This window comes from Pseudomonas sp. NY15354 (genome assembly GCF_048068075.1).
Classification (GTDB): Bacteria; Pseudomonadota; Gammaproteobacteria; order Pseudomonadales; family Pseudomonadaceae; genus Aquipseudomonas; species Aquipseudomonas guariconensis_C.
On record NZ_JBLUPV010000001.1, the window covers coordinates 43,302 to 60,233 of the forward strand.

At 65.1% G+C, this 16,932-nt stretch carries 15 protein-coding genes and 1 pseudogene; 10 read left to right on the forward strand and 6 right to left on the reverse strand.

Translation table 11 applies throughout. The features are described 5' to 3' along the window. Positions 1-4: 4 nt before the first annotated feature. Positions 5-133: pseudogene (locus ACNFCH_RS00210) on the forward strand (phosphate-starvation-inducible protein PsiE); the annotation flags it as partial. 11 nt (positions 134-144) lie between these two features. On the opposite strand, the gene ACNFCH_RS00215 reads toward ACNFCH_RS00210, so the two are convergent. The 3 genes from ACNFCH_RS00215 to ACNFCH_RS00225 all read right to left on the reverse strand — a co-directional run bounded on the left by ACNFCH_RS00215 (position 145) and on the right by ACNFCH_RS00225 (position 1,985). After that, positions 145-438 (reverse strand): DUF3509 domain-containing protein, encoded by a 294-nt coding sequence (locus tag ACNFCH_RS00215; RefSeq protein ID WP_337158529.1) that lies wholly within the window; start codon positions 436-438, stop codon positions 145-147. A 126-nt stretch (positions 439-564) separates the two neighbouring features. Next, on the reverse strand, positions 565-912 hold the full coding sequence (locus ACNFCH_RS00220; RefSeq protein ID WP_070093309.1) for an HPF/RaiA family ribosome-associated protein: 348 nt from the start codon (positions 910-912) through the stop codon (positions 565-567). Between the two features lie 197 nt (positions 913-1,109). Next, on the reverse strand, positions 1,110-1,985 hold the full coding sequence (locus tag ACNFCH_RS00225; RefSeq protein ID WP_337158530.1) for an AraC family transcriptional regulator: 876 nt from the start codon (positions 1,983-1,985) through the stop codon (positions 1,110-1,112). A 171-nt stretch (positions 1,986-2,156) separates the two neighbouring features. Between ACNFCH_RS00225 and ACNFCH_RS00230 the strand changes: the two genes are divergently transcribed. Then, positions 2,157-3,059, forward strand: a complete 903-nt coding sequence (locus ACNFCH_RS00230) for a DMT family transporter (RefSeq protein ID WP_416742064.1) — start codon at positions 2,157-2,159, stop codon at positions 3,057-3,059. Between the two features lie 103 nt (positions 3,060-3,162). On the opposite strand, the gene ACNFCH_RS00235 is transcribed toward ACNFCH_RS00230, so the two are convergent. Together ACNFCH_RS00235 and ACNFCH_RS00240 are read right to left on the reverse strand one after the other, a co-directional pair. Continuing rightward, positions 3,163-4,137: a 2-hydroxyacid dehydrogenase gene (locus ACNFCH_RS00235; protein WP_416742065.1), complete on the reverse strand. Its 975-nt coding sequence runs from the start codon at positions 4,135-4,137 to the stop codon at positions 3,163-3,165. A 188-nt stretch (positions 4,138-4,325) separates the two neighbouring features. Next, complete coding sequence (locus ACNFCH_RS00240) at positions 4,326-5,273, reverse strand: LysR family transcriptional regulator (RefSeq protein ID WP_070093305.1); 948 nt, start codon at positions 5,271-5,273, stop codon at positions 4,326-4,328. Between the two features lie 180 nt (positions 5,274-5,453). On the opposite strand from ACNFCH_RS00240, the gene ACNFCH_RS00245 reads away from it, so the two are divergent. Genes ACNFCH_RS00245 through ACNFCH_RS00260 form a run of 4 tightly spaced genes read left to right on the forward strand, consistent with a single transcriptional unit; the run spans position 5,454 to position 10,215 of the window. Then, positions 5,454-6,980, forward strand: coding sequence for an efflux transporter outer membrane subunit (locus ACNFCH_RS00245; RefSeq protein WP_337158533.1), 1,527 nt, complete (start codon positions 5,454-5,456; stop codon positions 6,978-6,980). Continuing rightward, a complete protein-coding gene (locus ACNFCH_RS00250) occupies positions 6,977-9,154 on the forward strand; it encodes an FUSC family protein (protein ID WP_337158534.1) in 2,178 nt (725 codons plus the stop codon). Before ACNFCH_RS00245 ends, ACNFCH_RS00250 begins: the two co-directional genes overlap by 4 nt. Next, the gene (locus tag ACNFCH_RS00255) at positions 9,144-9,344 is read left to right on the forward strand and encodes a DUF1656 domain-containing protein (protein WP_043207396.1); all 201 of its coding nucleotides are present in this window, start codon (positions 9,144-9,146) and stop codon (positions 9,342-9,344) included. The genes ACNFCH_RS00250 and ACNFCH_RS00255 overlap by 11 nt, the downstream gene beginning before the upstream one ends. A 10-nt stretch (positions 9,345-9,354) precedes the next feature. Continuing rightward, on the forward strand, positions 9,355-10,215 hold the full coding sequence (locus ACNFCH_RS00260; protein ID WP_337158535.1) for an HlyD family secretion protein: 861 nt from the start codon (positions 9,355-9,357) through the stop codon (positions 10,213-10,215). Positions 10,216-10,492: 277 nt separating this feature from the next. On the opposite strand, the gene ACNFCH_RS00265 is transcribed toward ACNFCH_RS00260, so the two are convergent. Then, positions 10,493-10,942: a universal stress protein gene (locus ACNFCH_RS00265; protein ID WP_416742066.1), complete on the reverse strand. Its 450-nt coding sequence runs from the start codon at positions 10,940-10,942 to the stop codon at positions 10,493-10,495. Positions 10,943-11,111: 169 nt separating this feature from the next. Here ACNFCH_RS00265 and ACNFCH_RS00270 point away from each other — a divergent pair, with 169 nt between their 5' ends. From ACNFCH_RS00270 to ACNFCH_RS00285, 4 genes are all read left to right on the forward strand, one after another. Further along, entirely contained in the window at positions 11,112-12,020 is a 909-nt protein-coding gene (locus tag ACNFCH_RS00270; RefSeq protein ID WP_337158537.1) for a LysR family transcriptional regulator, read from the forward strand. A gap of 740 nt (positions 12,021-12,760) precedes the next feature. After that, positions 12,761-14,302, forward strand: a complete 1,542-nt coding sequence (locus ACNFCH_RS00275) for an MFS transporter (protein WP_337158538.1) — start codon at positions 12,761-12,763, stop codon at positions 14,300-14,302. Between the two features lie 28 nt (positions 14,303-14,330). Then, positions 14,331-15,392 carry an HlyD family secretion protein gene (locus ACNFCH_RS00280; RefSeq protein ID WP_196163006.1) on the forward strand — a complete coding sequence of 354 codons (1,062 nt, stop codon included), beginning with the start codon at positions 14,331-14,333 and terminating at the stop codon, positions 15,390-15,392. Continuing rightward, positions 15,389-16,828 (forward strand): efflux transporter outer membrane subunit, encoded by a 1,440-nt coding sequence (locus tag ACNFCH_RS00285; RefSeq protein ID WP_416742068.1) that lies wholly within the window; start codon positions 15,389-15,391, stop codon positions 16,826-16,828. Before ACNFCH_RS00280 ends, ACNFCH_RS00285 begins: the two co-directional genes overlap by 4 nt. Positions 16,829-16,932: the final 104 nt, after the last annotated feature.

Consider the following 16,932-nt stretch of genomic DNA (forward strand, 5'->3'; position numbering starts at 1 on the left):
CAGCATGCTGTACCTGTGTGGCGGCATCCTGTTGCTGGCGTTTTCGATCCTCGTGGTGCGCTACGCCTCGTACCGCTATCCGTCCACCAAGGTACTGGATGCCAACGGCAAGGAAGTCGAGGACGGCAAGTAGCGCTCAGTTGGCTATGCCAGCGACGGGGATGCGGCGCAAGTCCTGGCGTGGGCGTGGGTGAGGGCTGCCAGGACCTCCAGCGGGTTTTGGCCCAGCTCGATGGCCAGGCCCAGGCGAATGCTGTCGATCACGCGCTGCAAGCGCTGCGGATCGTTGCGCTGGGCGGCGCTGATCAGGCGTTTGGCGACCACGCCGCTGTCATCGGAAAGGGTGAGCATGATGCTGCCGTCCAGGCGTTCGATGCTCAGGTTGACCCGGTATTCGGGGGCGAAGGCGTCGCTGATCTGGTCGAAGGGATTGTTCATGATCGGTCGGTCTGCAATGAATGACTGCAGAAGTTGACCGGAGGATCGCAGGGTTGGTTCAGGGCCATTGATCGGTGGACATGAAAACGCCCGGCAATGCCGGGCGTTTTGGATCGATCGCAGGGTTCAGGCTTCAGGGTCGCTCATCTGAAGGACCCCGCGTTTGCTGCGCAACTTGCCGTAGAAGTGGTCCAGCGCGTTGTTCAGCTTGCTGGCGGCGCCATCCACAGCCTGGTCCAGGGACGTGGCGGTGTGGGTCACGGAAATCGGTTGATGGCCTTTCGGGCGAGCCTCCATCTGGCAGCGTTTGTCATGCGGGCCGGGCTTGGTGCCATTCTCGTCACGCAGGTGGACCTCGATGCGGGTGAGGTCGTCCTCGTAGCGTTCGAGCGTGCTTTCAAGCGTGCTGCGAACCCACTCGTTGAGCCGGATGTTGCCTTCGATGTGATTGCTGCTGTTGACCTGGATTTGCATGATTCAATCCTTATTCAGCTTGCTCGCAAGAGACGTGCCTAGGCCTTTGAGGCCCTTGGAATTTCTTCGCCTCTTGACCCTAAAGTCAGCCAACGGCGAAACGAAATCAAGCCCCTTTTGAAAATAAATTTTCTGTTGCAAATCGGTCCTGGAAAATTGTCGCCACCCGGTTTTCATGGGTGAAGTGCGTGTACCGATCAGCCGCGAAAGGCTGCCCGGTAATCTCCGGGCGTCGCGCCCAGGGCCTGGCGGAAGCGATTGCTGAAGTGGCTGGCGCTGGCGAACCCGCACAACAGGGCCACCTGGCCCAACGGCAACTGGCCCTGGCGCAGCAGCTGGCAGGCCCGGTTGAGGCGGCGCGCCAGCAAGTACTGGTGGGGCGGCAGCCCGAAGCTTGTGCGGAACATGCGGGCGAAGTGGTATTCGGACAGGTTGCAGCGTACGGCCAGCTCACCCAGGGTGATGGGTTGGTCCAGGTGCGCTTCGATGTAGTCCATCAACTGTCGACGCTGGTGCGGTGCCAGGCCGCCTTTGAGGCGCAGGCCCTGGCGTAAACCTGCCTGGCTGAGCACGGCGTGGTCGATGATCTCATGGGCCAGGCTGCTGGCCAGCAGGCGTTCGCCGGGCTCGTCCCAGTCCAAGGTCACCAGTTGGCGGAAGCGTCGGGCCTGTTGCGGGTCATCGAGAAAGGTTGCCTCCTGCAACTGCATCTCTCGCGGTTCACGGTCGAGCAGGCGAATACAGCCGAGGGAGAACTGTTCTTCGCTGATGTACAGGTGGGCCAGGCGGATCTGGCCGTTGACCACCCAATTGGACTCGTGACCGGCGGGCATGATGCACAGTTTGTCCGGCGCGCCCTTGTCCGCCGGGCGCTGGCGTCGGAAGGTGCCGGTGCCGTCGGCGATGTAGCACGACAGGGTATGGTGGCTCGGCGCCTGGTAGTCACGGGCATCGTCGCGGTTGCTCCACAGCGCCGCGGCCAGGCCGTCGCCCAGGTGCGCGCTCAGCTCCAGCCGGGCATTGGGCGAGGCGTGCATGGCATTGAAGACTTGCAGCTGGGTCAGTGGGGTCATGGGCGATTCCTCTGTCGACATCCTACTGCGTGGCGTTCGGGCTGACAGCTGCGGAAATGGCAAATGCGCAAGTTTGTGCAAGCGCAGGGATCGATGGCAGGTGGAGACTGGAGATCACGGCGAGGGCTGCAACGCAGCCCCAGATCTTGTGACCGCCACGGAAGCCATACCATGAACCTGTCGCTCTACCTGCTCACCGTCCTGATCTGGGGCACCACCTGGATCGCCCTGAAACTGCAACTGGGCGTGGTCGCCATCCCGGTGTCGATCGTCTATCGCTTCGCCCTGGCGGGGCTGATCCTGTTCGCCATCCTCCTGCTCACCCGCCGCCTGCAACCGATGAACCGGCGCGCGCACATGGTGTGCCTGGCCCAAGGCTTTTGCCTGTTCTGCGTCAACTTCATGTGTTTCCTCACTGCCAGCCAGTGGATCGCCAGCGGGCTGATCGCCGTGGTGTTCTCCACCGCCACCTTGTGGAATGCGCTCAACGCGCGGATCTTCTTCGGCCAGCGTATCGCCGCCAACGTGCTGGGCGGTGGCGCCTTGGGCCTGGTGGGGCTGGGCCTGCTGTTCTGGCCAGAGCTGTTCAGCCACACCGCCAGCCGCGAGACCTTGTATGGCCTGGGCCTGGCACTGCTCGGCACGTTGTGCTTCTCGGCCGGCAACATGCTGTCCAGCGTGCAACAGAAGGCAGGGCTCAAGCCCATGACCACCAACGCCTGGGGCATGATGTATGGCGCGACGATGCTGGCGCTGTACTGCCTGTTCAGCGGCATTCCCTTCGACATGGAATGGAACACCCGCTACATCGGTTCGCTGCTGTACTTGGTGATCCCAGGCTCGGTCATCGGCTTCACTGCCTACCTGACTCTCGTCGGACGCATGGGGCCGGAACGGGCGGCGTACTGCACGGTGCTGTTCCCGCTGGTGGCGCTGAATGTCTCCGCGGTCGCTGAGGGCTATCAGTGGACGGCGCCCGCGCTGCTCGGGCTGGTGGCGGTGATGGCAGGTAACGTGCTGGTGTTTCGCAAGCCCAAGGCCAAGGTGATGGGAAGTGCGGTCGGCGTGAGGTAGGCGGCCCTTTCGCGGGTAACCCGCACAGGTGCTCCGCCGGCTTCAAGAACAACGGCGAACCTGTGGGAGCGGGTTCACCCGCGAAGGCGTCCTGATAGACGACTCAGCCCTTCCAGACCTGCGGGTTGACCAGATCCCGAGGCCGCTCGCCCAGCAGCGCCGCGCGCAGGTTGTCGATCGCCCGGTTGGCCATGGCCTCGCGGGTTTCAGCGGTGGCCGAGCCCACGTGTGGCAGGGTCAGGGCATTAGGCAGCGCGAACAGCGGCGAATCGGCCAGCGGCTCTTTCTCGTACACGTCCAGCCCGGCGCCGCGAAGGGTGCCGTTTTGCAGCGCCTCGACCAGTGCCGCCTCGTCCACCACCGGCCCACGGGAAACGTTGACCAAAAAGGCGCTGGGCTTCATCAGTTTGAGCTCGGAGGCACCAATCAGCTTGCGCGTGGCGTCCGACAACGGCACCACCAAACACACGAAATCGGCCTCGGCCAGCAGTTGTTCCAGGCTGCGGTATTGGGCGCCGAGCTCCTGTTCCAGCGCCGGCTTGCGGTTGTTGCCGCTGTACAGCACCTGCATGTTGAAGCCAAAGCGGCCACGCCGGGCGATGGCGGCGCCGATGTTGCCCAGGCCGACGATGCCCAGTGTCTTGCCATGCACGTCACTGCCGAAATGGGCCGGGCCGACGGTGGCCTGCCATTGGCCGGCCTTGGTCCAGGCATCGAGTTCAGCGACCCGGCGGGCACAGCCCATGACCAAGGCGAAGGCCAGGTCGGCGGTGCTTTCGGTGAGCACGTCGGGGGTGTTGGTCAGGGCGATGCCGCGCTCGTTGAAGTAGTCCAGGTCGTAGTTGTCGTAGCCGACCGAGACGCTGGACACCACCTCCAGCTTGCCCGCGCCTTCGAGCTGCGCCCGGCCGAGCTTGCGGCCGACGCCGATCAGGCCATGGGCCTGGGGCAGGGCTTCGTTGAACTGGGCGGCGATGTCACCGTGCTTGGGGTTGGGCACGATCACGTTGAAGTCTTGCTGCAGGCGTTCGGCCATGGCCGGGGTGATACGGCTGAAGGCCAGGACGGTCTTTTTCATCGGGCTTCTCTGCAAGGCAGGATTTAGTGAGGTCCTGTGGGAGCGGGTTTACCCGCGAATGCGGCAGTGAATTGGCCGACGTATTCGCGGGTAAACCCGCTCCCACAAGGACTGTGGTGAACGCTGTGGATCACAGAACCAATGGATAGCAACCTACCATTGTCCCCTGCCTCGGTGCAGCAGCTTTTTCAGTTGGCGATCAGTAACTCGTGGGTCTTGAGGTCCGCCTCGTGCGCCGCGAGGATCTCCGGCAGCGAGTTGCGCAGGTATTCGACCCAGGTCTTGATCTTCGCATCCAGGTACTGACGCGAGGGGTAGATCGCGTAGAGGTTCAGCTCCTGCAGCCGGTAGTCGGGCATGATCCGCACGATGCTGCCGTCGCGCAGGCCGTCGATGGCCGAGTAGATCGGCAGCACGCCCACGCCCATGCCGCTGCGGATCGCGGTCTTCATGGCGTCGGCCGAGTTCACCTGGAACGGCGAGGTGGTGATGTTGACCATCTCCTGGCCTTCCGGGCCGTCGAACAGCCACTTCTCCAGCGGGATCACCGGGCTGACCATGCGCAGGCACGAATGCTTGAGCAGGTCGGCCGGCTTGTGCGCGGTGCCGTGCTTGGCCACGTACTCGGGCGAGGCGCAGACGATGCTGTAGGTGATGCCCAGGCGCTGGGAGACGAAGCCGGAGTCCGGCAGTTCGCTGGCCAGCACGATGGAGACGTCATAACCCTCTTCGAGCAGGTCCGGCACACGGTTGGCCATGGTCAGGTCGAAGGTCACGTCCGGGTGCGATTCGCGGTAGCGGCTGATGGCATCGACCACGAAATGCTGGCCGACACCGGTCATCGAATGCACCTTCAACTGCCCGGCCGGGCGGGCGTGGGCATCGCTGGCCTCGGCCTCGGCTTCTTCGACGAAGGTCAGGATCTGCTCGCAGCGCATCAGGTAACGCTTGCCAGCCTCGGTCAGCGCGATACGCCGGGTGGTGCGGTTGAGCAGGCGGGTTTGCAGATGGGCTTCCAGGTTGGAGACCGCCCGCGAGACGTTCGCGGTGGTCGTATCCAGTTGCGCCGCGGCGGCGGTGAAGCTGCCGAGCTGGGCTACGCAACTGAAAGCACGCATGTTTTGCAGGGTGTCCATGGGTCACTCTCAAGGTAGAGGACAAAATTGTGACATGAAGTAACCGAAACGGTCTTCAGACTAAAGCCGGATTATCGCTGTTTTGGTAACAAAGATTCGCAGGAATATACGCTTATCGCCAGTGCGACCGCCCCCTAGAATTGCCCGGCCTCTTCACCTCATCCTCGGGAAATCGCAGCTGTGCCGCGTCGCATCATCAGAGCGCTGAATGCGCTCAGTGCCTGTGCCCTTAGCCTCACCTTGAGCGGCTGTATCGGAACCTGGGGCATCGCCCCGCAAAGCAAGACGCTGCAAGCCAATACCCTGACCACCGACGACGCGATCCGCGAAGCTGCCACCGACGCCCATTGGCCGGCGCAACAGTGGTGGCGCGCCTATGGTGACCCGCAGCTCGATCGCTGGGTCGAGCTGGCCCAGAGCGGCAGCCCGACCCTGGCCATGGCTGCGGCGCGGGTGCGCCAGGCCAAGTCCATGGCCGGTGTGATCGAGTCGGCGGAAAAGCTCCAGGTCAACGGCCAGGCCACCCTCAAGCGCCATAACTGGCCGGAGGATCAGTTCTACGGCCCTGGCGCGCTGTCCGGTGCCAACACCTGGGACAACAACGCCGCCATCGGCTTCAGCTACGCCCTGGACCTCTGGGGCCGCGAGCGCAATGCCAGCGAGCAGGCCGTGGACCAGGCGCACATGAGCGTCGCCGAAGCCCGCCAGGCCCAGCTGGAGCTGCAGAACAACGTGGTGCGCACCTACATCCAACTGAGTCTGCACTTTGCCCAGCGCGATATCGTCAAGGCCGAGCTGGAGCAGCAAGAGCAGATCCTCGCCCTGGCCAAGCGCCGCCTCGACAGCGGCCTTGGCACGCACTTCGAAGTCAGCCAGGCCGAGGCCCCGCTCCCGGAGACCCATCGTCAGCTAGACAGCCTCAACGAAGAAATCGCCCTGACCCGCAACCAGTTGGCGGCCTTGGCCGGCAAGGGGCCGGGGGAGGGTGCGCAGATCCAGCGTCCCACCCTGACCCTCGGCGCGCCGCTCAAGCTGCCGTCGAACCTGCCGGCCGAACTGGTCGGCCAGCGTCCCGATGTGGTCGCCAGCCGCTGGCAGGTGGCGGCCCAGGCCCGGGGCATCGATGTGGCCCATGCTGGATTCTTCCCCAACGTCGACCTGGTCGGCAGCCTGGGCTTCATGGCCACCGGTGGTGGCCCGCTGGAGTTTCTGACCGGGCGCAAGTTCAATTACAACGTAGGCCCGGCCATCAGCCTGCCGATCTTCGACGGTGGGCGCCTGCGCTCGCAGTTGGGCGTGGCCTCCGCCGGCTACGACATGGCCGTGGCGCGCTACAACCAGACGGTGGTGGGCGCGCTGAAGAACATCTCCGACCAGTTGATCCGCCGCGAATCGATGAACGAGCAGGCGCATTTCGCTGCCCAGAGCGTGGCCGCTGCCCAGAAGACCTACGACATCGCCATGGTCGCCTTCCAGCGTGGACTGACCGACTACCTTAACGTGCTCAACGCCCAGACCTTGTTGTTCCGTCAGCAGCAGATCCAGCAACAGGTCCAGGCCGCACGCCTGAGCGCCCATGCCGAGCTGGTCACCGCCCTCGGCGGTGGGCTGCAGGCCGGTCAGGACGTGCCCGACGAGCAGCGTCAGGCCGCTCCGAAAACGCCAGCGACCCTGGCCATCTTCGACACCCCGAGCCACGCCGAATGAGCACATCGAGCCTGCCCCTGCGTTGGCTGCAAAGCCTGGAATGGCGACGGGGCTTCTTTGCCTGGGCGCGGACCGACGGGGTGACCTGGGTCTACATTTTCAAGGTCCTGGCCGCGGCGTTCATCACTTTGTGGCTGGCCATGCGCCTGGAGTTGCCGCAACCGCGTACGGCGATGATCACCGTGTTCATCGTCATGCAGCCACAGAGCGGGCATGTGTTCGCCAAGAGCTTCTACCGGGTGCTCGGCACCTTGGCGGGCTCGGCGATGATGGTCGCGCTGGTCGCCCTTTTTCCGCAGAACACCGAGCTGTTCCTGCCCAGCCTGGCCCTGTGGGTCGGCCTGTGTTCGGCCGGCGCCATGCGCTATCGCACGTTCCAGGCCTACGGCTTCGTGCTGGCTGGCTACACCGCGGCGATGATCGGTCTGCCGGTGCTGCAACACCCCGACCAGGCGTTCATGGCGGCGGTGTGGCGGGTGCTGGAGATCTCTCTGGGGATCCTGGTCTCGACCCTGGTCAGCGCGGCGATCCTGCCCCAGTCGGCCAGCGCTGCCATGCGTAATGCCCTGTACCAGCGCTTTGGGGTATTCGCCGGGGTGGTGGTCGAGGCCCTGCGTGGCGACAGCCAGCCGGACCGCTATGAAAGCAGCAACGTGCGTTTCATCGCCGAGGCTGTGGGCCTTGAGAGCCTGCGCAACGTCACGGCCTTCGAAGACCCGCACATGCGCAGGCGCTCAGGCCGGCTGGTGCGCATGAACAGCGAATTCATGGCCATCACCACCCGCTTCAATGCCCTGCACAGCCTGCTGGAGCGCCTGCGCGCCCGCGGGCCGCTACAGATCGTCGGGGCCATCGAACCGGGCCTGGCGACCCTTGCCGAACTGCTCGATCCCTATGTGGGCCGCGCGCTGACCGACGCCGATGCGCTGCGCCTGACCCTGGAGCTGGCGGCCTACAAGGAAGGCCTGCAAGCCCAGGTACGCGGCCTGCGCGCCGACTACCTCGAAACCGACCCCAGCGAATCGGACCTGCTCGATTTCCACACGGCCTTCGAGCTGCTGTACCGCTTCGTCGACGAGATGTACAGCTATGCCCAGACCCACGCCTCGCTCGCTGCCCACAAGCACGAGCGCGAACAGTGGGACGAGCCCTACGTAGCCCAGACCAGCTGGCTGGTGTCGCTGGCCGCCGGCGTGCGTGCCTCGGCGGTGCTGTTGCTGCTGGGCAGCTACTGGCTGCTGAGCGACTGGCCCAGCGGCGCCATGATGACCCTGATCGCCACGGTCACCGTGGGCCTGTCGGCGGCCTCGCCGAACCCCAAGCGCATGTCCTTCCAGATGGCATGCGGCACGATGATCGGGGCCTTCGTCGGCTTCTTCGAAACCTTCTTCGTCTTCCCCTGGATCGACGGCTTCGCGCTGCTGTGCATGGTGCTGGCGCCGGTGTTCGTGCTGGGGGCGTTTCTTTCTTCGCGCCCGGCCTATGCCGGCTACGGCATCGGCCTGCTGGTGTTCTTCGCCATCGGTTCGGTGCCAAACAACCTGACCGTGTACGACCCCTACGTGTTCATCAACGATTACATCGGCATGGTCATCGGCATGCTGGTCTGCGCCGCCGCCGGGGCCATCATCCTGCCGCCCAACAGCCGCTGGCTGTGGAGCCGTCTGGAGCAGGACCTGCGCGAGCAAGTGCTGTTCGCCATCACCGGTCGGCTACGGGGGCTGGGTTCGGCCTTTGAGAGCCGCACCCGCGACCTGCTGCACCAAGCCTACGGCCTGGCTGCCGGCAGGCCGCAGGTGCAGAGCGAGCTGATGCGTTGGATGTTCACGGTGCTGGAAATCGGCCACGCGATCATCGAGCTGCGCAAAGAACAGGTGCGCGCGCCGATCCACCCGGCCTATGCCGAAAGCCAGCCCTGGCGCCAGGCGATCCGGGTAATGGGCCGGGCCTTGGCGCGGTTGTTCCTGCAGCCCAACGCCAGCAACCACGAACGCGCGCTGGTGGCGGTGGACCATGCCATCAGCCGCGTGCAGGCCACTGACGAACCCTTCGCCCGGCACTTCGACACCTCAGTGCTGCGCCGGGTGCAGAGCTACCTGCATTTCATCCGCACCTCCCTGCTCGACCCCAAGTCGCCCCTGGCTCCGGCCAAAGGATTGCACCATGCCTCGTGAAATCGCCTTCCATGGCGTGTACATGCCCACCATGACCTTGATGTTCCTGTTCGCCGCCGGCCTGGCCTGGGGCCTGGACCGCTTCATCGCAAGCCATGACGGCTACCGCTTCTTCTGGCATCCGGCGTTGCTGCGCCTGTGCCTGTTCATCTGCCTCTTCGGCGCCATGGCGCTGTCTGTCTACTGGTGAGAATCCTTCGATGAAAAAGTTCTTCAGCCTGATCGCCACCCTGCTGGTGCTGGCGGGCGCCGTGGTGATCGGCCGCCAGTTGTGGCTGCACTACATGACCACCCCCTGGACCCGCGACGGCCGAGTGCGCGCCGACATCATCAACGTCGCAGCCGATGTGCCGGGCTATGTGGTGGATGTGCCGGTCAAGGACAACCAGCGGGTGAAGAAGGGCGACCTGCTGATCCAGATCGACCCCGAGCATTACCAACTGGCGGTGGACCAGGCCAAGGCCTTGGTCGCCTCGCGCAAGGCCACGTGGGAGATGCGCAAGGTCAACGCCAAGCGCCGCGCCGACCTGGACAACCTGGTGATCTCTAAGGAAAACCGCGATGACGCCAGCAACATCGCAAGTTCCGCGCTGGCCGACTACCAGCAGGCCCAGGCCCAACTGGCGGCCGCCGAGCTCAACCTCAAGCGCACGCGGATCATCGCCACGGTCGATGGTTATGTGACCAACCTGAACATCCACAAGGGCGACTATGCCCGCACCGGCGAGGCGGTGATGGCGGTGGTGGATGAGAACTCGTTCTGGGTGTATGGCTTCTTCGAGGAGACCAAGCTGCCCCACGTGAAGGTGGGCGACCAGGCCGAGTTGCAGATGATGAGCGGCGAGCGCATCAAGGGGCATGTGGAGAGCATCGCCCGCGGTATCTACGACCGCGACAACCCGCAGAGCCGCGAGCTGATTGCCGATGTGAACCCGACATTCAACTGGGTGCGTCTGGCCCAGCGGGTGCCGGTGCGCATTCACATCGACGAAGTGCCGGAAGGCTTTTTGCTGGCGGCGGGGACGACCTGCACGGTGGTGGTCAAGCCGAGCGAGGGCTGATCCGAATTCGGCATTGAGGCTTCTGACGCATTCGCGGGTGAACCCGCTCCCACAGGTTCAGCGCAGACTTCAAGCTTGCGCCGTACCTGTGGGAGATTCTATGGTGCCGGACAAGCTCGAATCGCCTTCGATTGGCATTCCTTGACACTTTTCAACCGTGCAAATACCAGCCCTGACGCAGTTCCCACAGGCACAGCGGTATTGTTGAGAACACCGCTGAACCTGTGGGAGCGGGTTCACCCGCGAATGCGTCTGTGGCAGCCCCGAGCCTGTGGGCTTAACCCGCCGCCCCCACCAACACGGGAATCTGCACCCGGTCGATCACCTTGGCGCTGATCGACGGATCCAGCAACCGCCCCAGCCGGGACAGGTGGCGATGGCCCATGATGATCAGCTCGCAGTCCAGCGCCTGGGCCTTGCCGACGATAGCCTCGACCGGTTCGGCGGCGACCATGCAGCCGTGGCTGCTGAAACCGGCGTCGCGCAATGCACTCACGGCCGTGGCCACGGCCTGGTCGGCCAGGTGCTGTTCTTCGCAGGCGGCCGGGTACTCCTCCTGCTCCTGTTCGGTGTAGGCCATCGGGTGATCGTGCACGGCGAAGGTCGAGTCGATGGCCAGCAGCACGTGCAGCTCGTGCTCGCCGGGCTGGCAATAGCGGAGGGCGAGGTCGAGCAGGGCGCTGGCGGCGGGGGAGGCGTCGATGGCGATCAGGACCGGGCGGGGCATGGAGGTTCCTTGGGTTCGGTGGCGGCTTTTCGCGGATAGCTGTTCGCACCATTCTCGATCGTTCCGCCGACCTGGATAAATGGCCCACCACGCACGGGGACATTGCGCCAGACGCAATCATCCAGCCTGATAAGATGTCTTTTCTCACAGCTGTCACGGAAAACGGCCCATGCAATTGCCCGATATGAACCTGCTCGTCGCCCTCGATGCCCTGCTCGATGAGGGCAGTGTGGTCGGCGCGGCGCAGCGCATGAACCTGAGCCCGGCCGCCATGAGCCGCACCCTGGGGCGGATCCGCGATGCGTTGGGCGACCCGATCCTGGTGCGCGCAGGCCGGGGCTTGGTACCCACACCCCGGGCATTGGCCCTGCGCGAGCAGGTGTCGGCCCTGGTGGAGCAGGCCGGGCAGGTGTTTCGCAGTGGCGACAATGTGGACCTGCCGAGCCTGGAGCGGGCCTTCAACATCCGCACCAACGACCTGTTCATCGCCCTGTACGGCGCCCAGCTGTTGCGCATGATGCACGAGCAGGCGCCGCGCACGGTGCTCAGGTTCGTGCCGGAGAGCCCGGGCGGCGACGACGACAGCGTGCTGCGTGACGGGCGCACCGACTTGATCATCAGCTCGACCGTGGAGTTCGGGCCGGAGATCAAGGTCCAGAGCCTGTTTCACACCGAGTACATCGGCCTGGCGCGCCGCGACCACCCGATCTTCGACACCGAGATCACCCCGGAGCGCTTTGCGGCCTACCCGCAGATCAGTGTCTCGCGGCGCGGCCGGGCCAACGGGCCGATCGATGTGGAACTCGCCAACTTCAAAGCTCAGCGGCGTGTGGCACTGATTACTCCGAGCTTTCACTCGGCGATGTTCTCGCTGCCCGATTCCGACCTGATCCTGCCGATGCCGGCCAACATCCTCAACAGCGTGAACAAGCTAGGCTTGCCGCTGCTCTCGTTCCGGATCCCATTGCCGCTGGAGCAGGTGACCGTCATGCAGGCTTGGCACCCGCGCTTTCAGAACGACCCGGCGCATCGCTGGTTGCGCCAGACGCTCAAGGCCTGTTGCAGCGTCGACCCCTGACGGGGCCTCTCGCGGATAAACCGAAGCACCGAACCCGCGAACACGGGCGCAGCCCGTGCCACACACCGCGTTGCTTGATTCGCGGGTAAACCCGCTCCCACAAAAACGCGTTATGCGTACCCGAGTGTGCCACGCAGCCCCCCTGTGGGAGCGGGTTCACCCGCGAACACGGGCGAAGCCCGTGCCATACACCGCGTTGGCTGATTCGCGGGTAAACCCGCTCCCACAAAAACGCGTTATGCGTACCTGGGTGTGCCACGCAGCCCCCTGTGTGCGGGTTCACCCGCGAACACGGGCGAAGCCCGTGCCACACACCGCGTTGGCTGATTCGCGGGTAAACCCGCTCCCACAAAAAACGCGTTATGCGTATCCGGGTGTGCCACGCAGCCCCCCTGTGGGAGCGGGTTCACCCGCGAACACGGGCGTAGCCCGTGCCACACACCGCGTTGGCTGATTCGCGGGTAAACCCGCTCCCACAAAAACGCGTTATGCGTACCTGGGGGTGCCACGCAGCCACCCCTGTGGGAGCGGGTTCACCCGCGAACACGGGCGCAGCCCGTGCCATTCACCGCGTTGGCTGATTCGCGGGTAAACCCCACAGAGGGCTGCGGTGATAGGTGGGGCGCGGGGGATGGATTGCGCCAGACGCAACATAAAACTGCCAATAAGTCAGTTTTCGTCAGCATTCGACCTTTTTAGACTTCTCTCCTGCCCCAAATTGTTGCTGGAGATGTCTGTCCATGAGTTCCCTGTCCACGCCCCTCGCAGTGCCCGCCGCTGCGCCTGCACCGGCCGCACCGGTCCAGACGGCGTTTGGCCTGCGGGTGGTGGTCGGGCTGTTCGGCGTGCTGCTGGCGGTGCTCTGCGCAGGTCTGAATGAAGCGGTGACGAAGATTTCCCTGGCCGATATCCGCGGCGCCATGGGCATCGGTGCCGACGAAGGCGCATGGCTGCTGGCGGTGTATTCGGCCGCGTCGGTCTCGGCGATGGCCTTCGCGCCCTGGATGGCCGGCACCTTTTCCCTGCGCCGCTTCACGATCTGCGCCATCGGCCTGTTTGCCGTGCTGGGCCTGGTCCAACCCTTCGCTCCCAACCTGCACAGCCTGATGCTGCTGCGCATCGTCCAGGGCCTGGCCTCCGGCGCCTTGCCGCCGATGCTGATGACCGTGGCGCTGCGCTTTCTGCCCCCAGGCATCAAGATCTATGGCCTGGCCTGCTATGCCCTGACCGCCACGTTCGGCCCCAATCTCGGCACGCCCCTGGCGGGCCTTTGGACCGAGTACGTCGGCTGGCAGTGGGCGTTCTGGCAGATCATCCTGCCATCGGGCCTGGCCATGTTCTGCGTGGGCTGGGGCCTGCCCCAGGACCCACTGCGCCTGGAACGCTTCAAGCAGTTCGACTGGCGTGGCGTGGTGCTCGGCCTGCCGGCCATCAGTTGCATCGTCCTGGGCCTGTCCCTGGGCGATCGCTGGGGCTGGTTCGACTCACCGCTGATCTGCTGGCTGCTCGGCGGTGGCGTGCTGCTGTTGGTGCTGTTCATGTACAACGAATGGTCCGAGCCATTGCCGTTCTTCCAGTTGCGCTTGCTGTCGCGGCGCAACCTGAGCTTTGCCTTGGTGACCTTGGCGGGCGTGCTGATCGTGCTGTCGGGTGTGGGCAGCATCCCGTCGGCTTATCTCGCGCAGATCCAGGGCTATCGCCCGGCGCAGACCAGCCCGCTGATGATGCTGGTGGCCATGCCGCAATTGATCGCCCTGCCGCTCACGGCGGCGCTGTGCAACATCCGCGCGGTGGATTGCCGCTGGGTGCTGGCGCTGGGCCTGGGGATGCTGGCGGTGTCGTGCGTGGGTAGCAGCCTGCTGACCTCGCAGTGGATCCGCGGCGACTTCTATCCCTTCTACTTGCTGCAGGTGTTCGGCCAGCCGATGTCGGTGCTGCCGCTGCTGATGCTCTCCACCAACGGCATGACGCCCCAGGAAGGCCCCTTTGCATCGAGCTGGTTCAACACCGTCAAGGGCCTGTCCTCGGTAATCGCCACCGGCCTGCTGGACGTCCTGGGCACCGTGCGCCGGCATTTTCATTCCAACCACCTGGTGGACAGCCTGGGCAACGCGCCCCTGGTCGATGACCAGGCCGCAGGCCTGGCCCGGCGCCTCCATGAACAAGCCCAAGTGCTGACGTCGGCCGATCTGTACCTGGTCATGGCCGGCGTCGCCGTGGCCCTGATTTGCCTGATTCCTTTCGTGCCTACCCGGATCTACCCACCGCGCGCGGTGGCATGACGTCCTGGATGAATTCGAGACTGTAGAAATGACCAACAACCGCAAGACCCTCGTGATCGGCTCGGTGCTCGGCGTGGCTGTGCTCGCTGCGCTGGTGACCCCCTGGATGCTGGGCAGCGACCACCAGCAAAGCACCAACGACGCCTATGTGACCGCCGACTACACCGTGGTCGCGCCCAAGGTCCCTGGCTTCATCAAGGATGTGCTCGTCGAGGACAACCAGCAGGTGAGCGCTGGCCAGTTGCTGGCGACCATCGATGATCGCGACTACCGCGCGGCCCTCGATGCTGCCCAGGCGCAATTGCTGGTGGCCAAGGCGCAAAGTGCCGATGCCCGCGCCACCCTGGAGCGTCAGGCATCGTTGATCGCCCAGGCCGAAGCGGCCGTGCGGGCGGCCCAAGCCGAAATGGCCTTTGCCGATCACGAGGTCACCCGTTACAGCCGCCTGGCCGAGCAGGGCGCCGGCACCGTGCAGAACGCCCAGCAGGCGCGCAGCCGTGTCGACCAGGCCCGAGCACGACTGGCTAACGCCCAGGCGGCGCTGGTCGCCACGCGCAAGCAGGTGGACATTCTCACGGCCCAGGTGGCCAGCGCCGAAGGCCAGCTCAAGCGCGCCGAGGCGGGTGTTGAAAAAGCCCAGCTCGATCTCTCCTACACCCGCATCACCGCGCCGGTGGACGGCATGGTCGGCGAGCGCGCCTTGCGCATCGGCGCCTACGTCAATCCGGGTGCGCGTCTGCTATCGGTGGTGCCGCTGCAGCAGGCCTACGTGGTGGGCAACTTCCAGGAAACCCAGCTCACTCATGTGCAACCGGGCCAGTCGGTGAGCATCAGCGTCGACACCTTCTCCGGCGAGAAACTGCACGGCCATGTGCAGAGCATCGCCCCGGCCACCGGCGTCACCTTCGCCGCGGTCAAACCGGACAACGCCACCGGCAACTTCACCAAGGTCGTGCAACGGATTCCGGTGAAGATCGTCTTCGACGATGGCCAGCCGCTGCTCGAGCGCTTGCGGGTGGGAATGTCGGTGGTGGCGACCATCGACACCCACGGTGACACCCTCGACGGCAAAGAGGTGAGTGCGCGATGAAACCGGCAACACGCATAAGCCCTCTGCTGTTGGCCGTGCTGCTCGCCGGCTGCACCCTTGGGCCGGACTTCCAGCGCCCGGACAGCCAGGCCCCTCAGGCCTGGAGTCAGGTGCAAGGCGAGGCGGCGGCGAGCCAGCCGACCGCCGAGCCGTTGGAGCTGCGCTGGTGGGACAGCTTTCACGATGCGCGCCTGAGCGCGCTGATCCAGCGCGTCGCCGAACGTAACCTGGACCTGCAGATGGCCAGCGCGCGCCTGCTGCAAAGCCGCGCCCTGCGCAGCACCGTGGCGGCCGACGAGGTGCCTTCGGTGGACGTGAACGCCGGCTACAGCCGCGCCCGCAACAGCGCCGAAGGCCTGAACGACCCGTCCGGCAAGGCGGGCAAATCTGCCTTCAACCTGTGGCAGGGCGACTTGGTGGCAGGGTGGGAACTGGACCTCTGGGGGCGGGTGCGTCGTCAGGTCGAGGCGGCCGATGCCTCGGTGGCGGTGGCCGAGAACGACCGACGCGGTGTGCTTCTGGCGCTCTTGTCCGAAACGGCCGGTGACTACATCCAGTTGCGCGCCGTGCAACACACCCTGGAGGTCACACAGGACAACCTCAAGGTCGCCCGGCATAGCCTCAAGCTCTCTGAGGATCGCCAGGCCGAAGGCGTCGCCACGCGCCTGGACGTGGCCCAGGCCAGCGCCCAGGTGGCGTCGATCGAGGCACGTCTGCCAACGCTGGAGGCGCGGCGCGACGACCTGATCAATGCCCTGAGCCTGCTCGCCGCTGAACCGCCGCGCAGCCTGCAAAGCGAGTTGCTGGCGCCCGGCGAGCTGCCGGCGCCGCAGCAGCGCTTTGCCATCGGCTTGCCGTCAGAACTCGCCGAACGCCGCCCCGACATCCGCCAGGCCGAGGCGCGACTGCATGCGGCCACCGCGAGCATCGGCGTGGCCAAGGCCGACTTCTACCCGAGCATTCGGTTGTCTGGCAGTGTCGGTTTCCAGGCCATGCAGCTGTCAGATTTCGGTGCGTGGGATGCCCGGCGTTTCGCCTTCGGCCCGCAATTGTCGCTGCCGATCTTCGAGGGCGGACGCTTGAAGGGCACCCTCGAACTGCGCGAGGCGCAACAGCAGGAGGCGGCACTCAACTACCGCAAGGTGGTGCTGGGCGCGTGGCATGAGATCGACGATGTGCTGCGTCTGTATAACGCCAGCCAACTGCGCCGGGATCATCTGGCCGAGGCGGTGAAGCAGAACCGCGTCGCCCTGGAGACCGCCCAGCGCCAGTACGTGGAAGGGGCAGTGGACTTTCTCAATGTGCTGACCGTACAGAGTGCGCTGCTGGCCAGCGAGGAGCAGTGGATCGACAGCTCGGCGGCGGTGTCCCAGGCATTGGTGGGGCTGTACAAGGCGCTGGGCGGCGGCTGGCAGGCGTTCGACGAGAAGGTGTAAGGGGCCGCTATGCGGGCCATCGCAGGCTTCGCCGGCCCCCACAGGTAGTGCATGGCTTTCAAGGGCGCGCGCAACCTGTGGGTTTACCCGTAAAAGGCGCGGCG

Excerpts from the sequence above, each read along its gene's own strand:
- ACNFCH_RS00260 (WP_337158535.1), top strand. The coding sequence starts at position 9,355 with ATGAAAAAGTTCTTCAGCCTGATCGCCACCCTGCTGGTGCTGGCGGGC.
- ACNFCH_RS00250 (WP_337158534.1), top strand. The coding sequence starts at position 6,977 with ATGAGCACATCGAGCCTGCCCCTGCGTTGGCTGCAAAGCCTGGAATGG.
- ACNFCH_RS00220 (WP_070093309.1), bottom strand. The coding sequence starts at position 912 with ATGCAAATCCAGGTCAACAGCAGCAATCACATCGAAGGCAACATCCGG.
- ACNFCH_RS00275 (WP_337158538.1), top strand. The coding sequence starts at position 12,761 with ATGAGTTCCCTGTCCACGCCCCTCGCAGTGCCCGCCGCTGCGCCTGCA.
- ACNFCH_RS00255 (WP_043207396.1), top strand. The coding sequence starts at position 9,144 with ATGCCTCGTGAAATCGCCTTCCATGGCGTGTACATGCCCACCATGACC.
- ACNFCH_RS00285 (WP_416742068.1), top strand. The coding sequence starts at position 15,389 with ATGAAACCGGCAACACGCATAAGCCCTCTGCTGTTGGCCGTGCTGCTC.
- ACNFCH_RS00240 (WP_070093305.1), bottom strand. The coding sequence starts at position 5,273 with ATGGACACCCTGCAAAACATGCGTGCTTTCAGTTGCGTAGCCCAGCTC.
- ACNFCH_RS00265 (WP_416742066.1), bottom strand. The coding sequence starts at position 10,942 with ATGCCCCGCCCGGTCCTGATCGCCATCGACGCCTCCCCCGCCGCCAGC.
- ACNFCH_RS00235 (WP_416742065.1), bottom strand. The coding sequence starts at position 4,137 with ATGAAAAAGACCGTCCTGGCCTTCAGCCGTATCACCCCGGCCATGGCC.
- ACNFCH_RS00270 (WP_337158537.1), top strand. The coding sequence starts at position 11,112 with ATGCAATTGCCCGATATGAACCTGCTCGTCGCCCTCGATGCCCTGCTC.
- ACNFCH_RS00215 (WP_337158529.1), bottom strand. The coding sequence starts at position 438 with ATGAACAATCCCTTCGACCAGATCAGCGACGCCTTCGCCCCCGAATAC.
- ACNFCH_RS00225 (WP_337158530.1), bottom strand. The coding sequence starts at position 1,985 with ATGACCCCACTGACCCAGCTGCAAGTCTTCAATGCCATGCACGCCTCG.
- ACNFCH_RS00230 (WP_416742064.1), top strand. The coding sequence starts at position 2,157 with ATGAACCTGTCGCTCTACCTGCTCACCGTCCTGATCTGGGGCACCACC.
- ACNFCH_RS00280 (WP_196163006.1), top strand. The coding sequence starts at position 14,331 with ATGACCAACAACCGCAAGACCCTCGTGATCGGCTCGGTGCTCGGCGTG.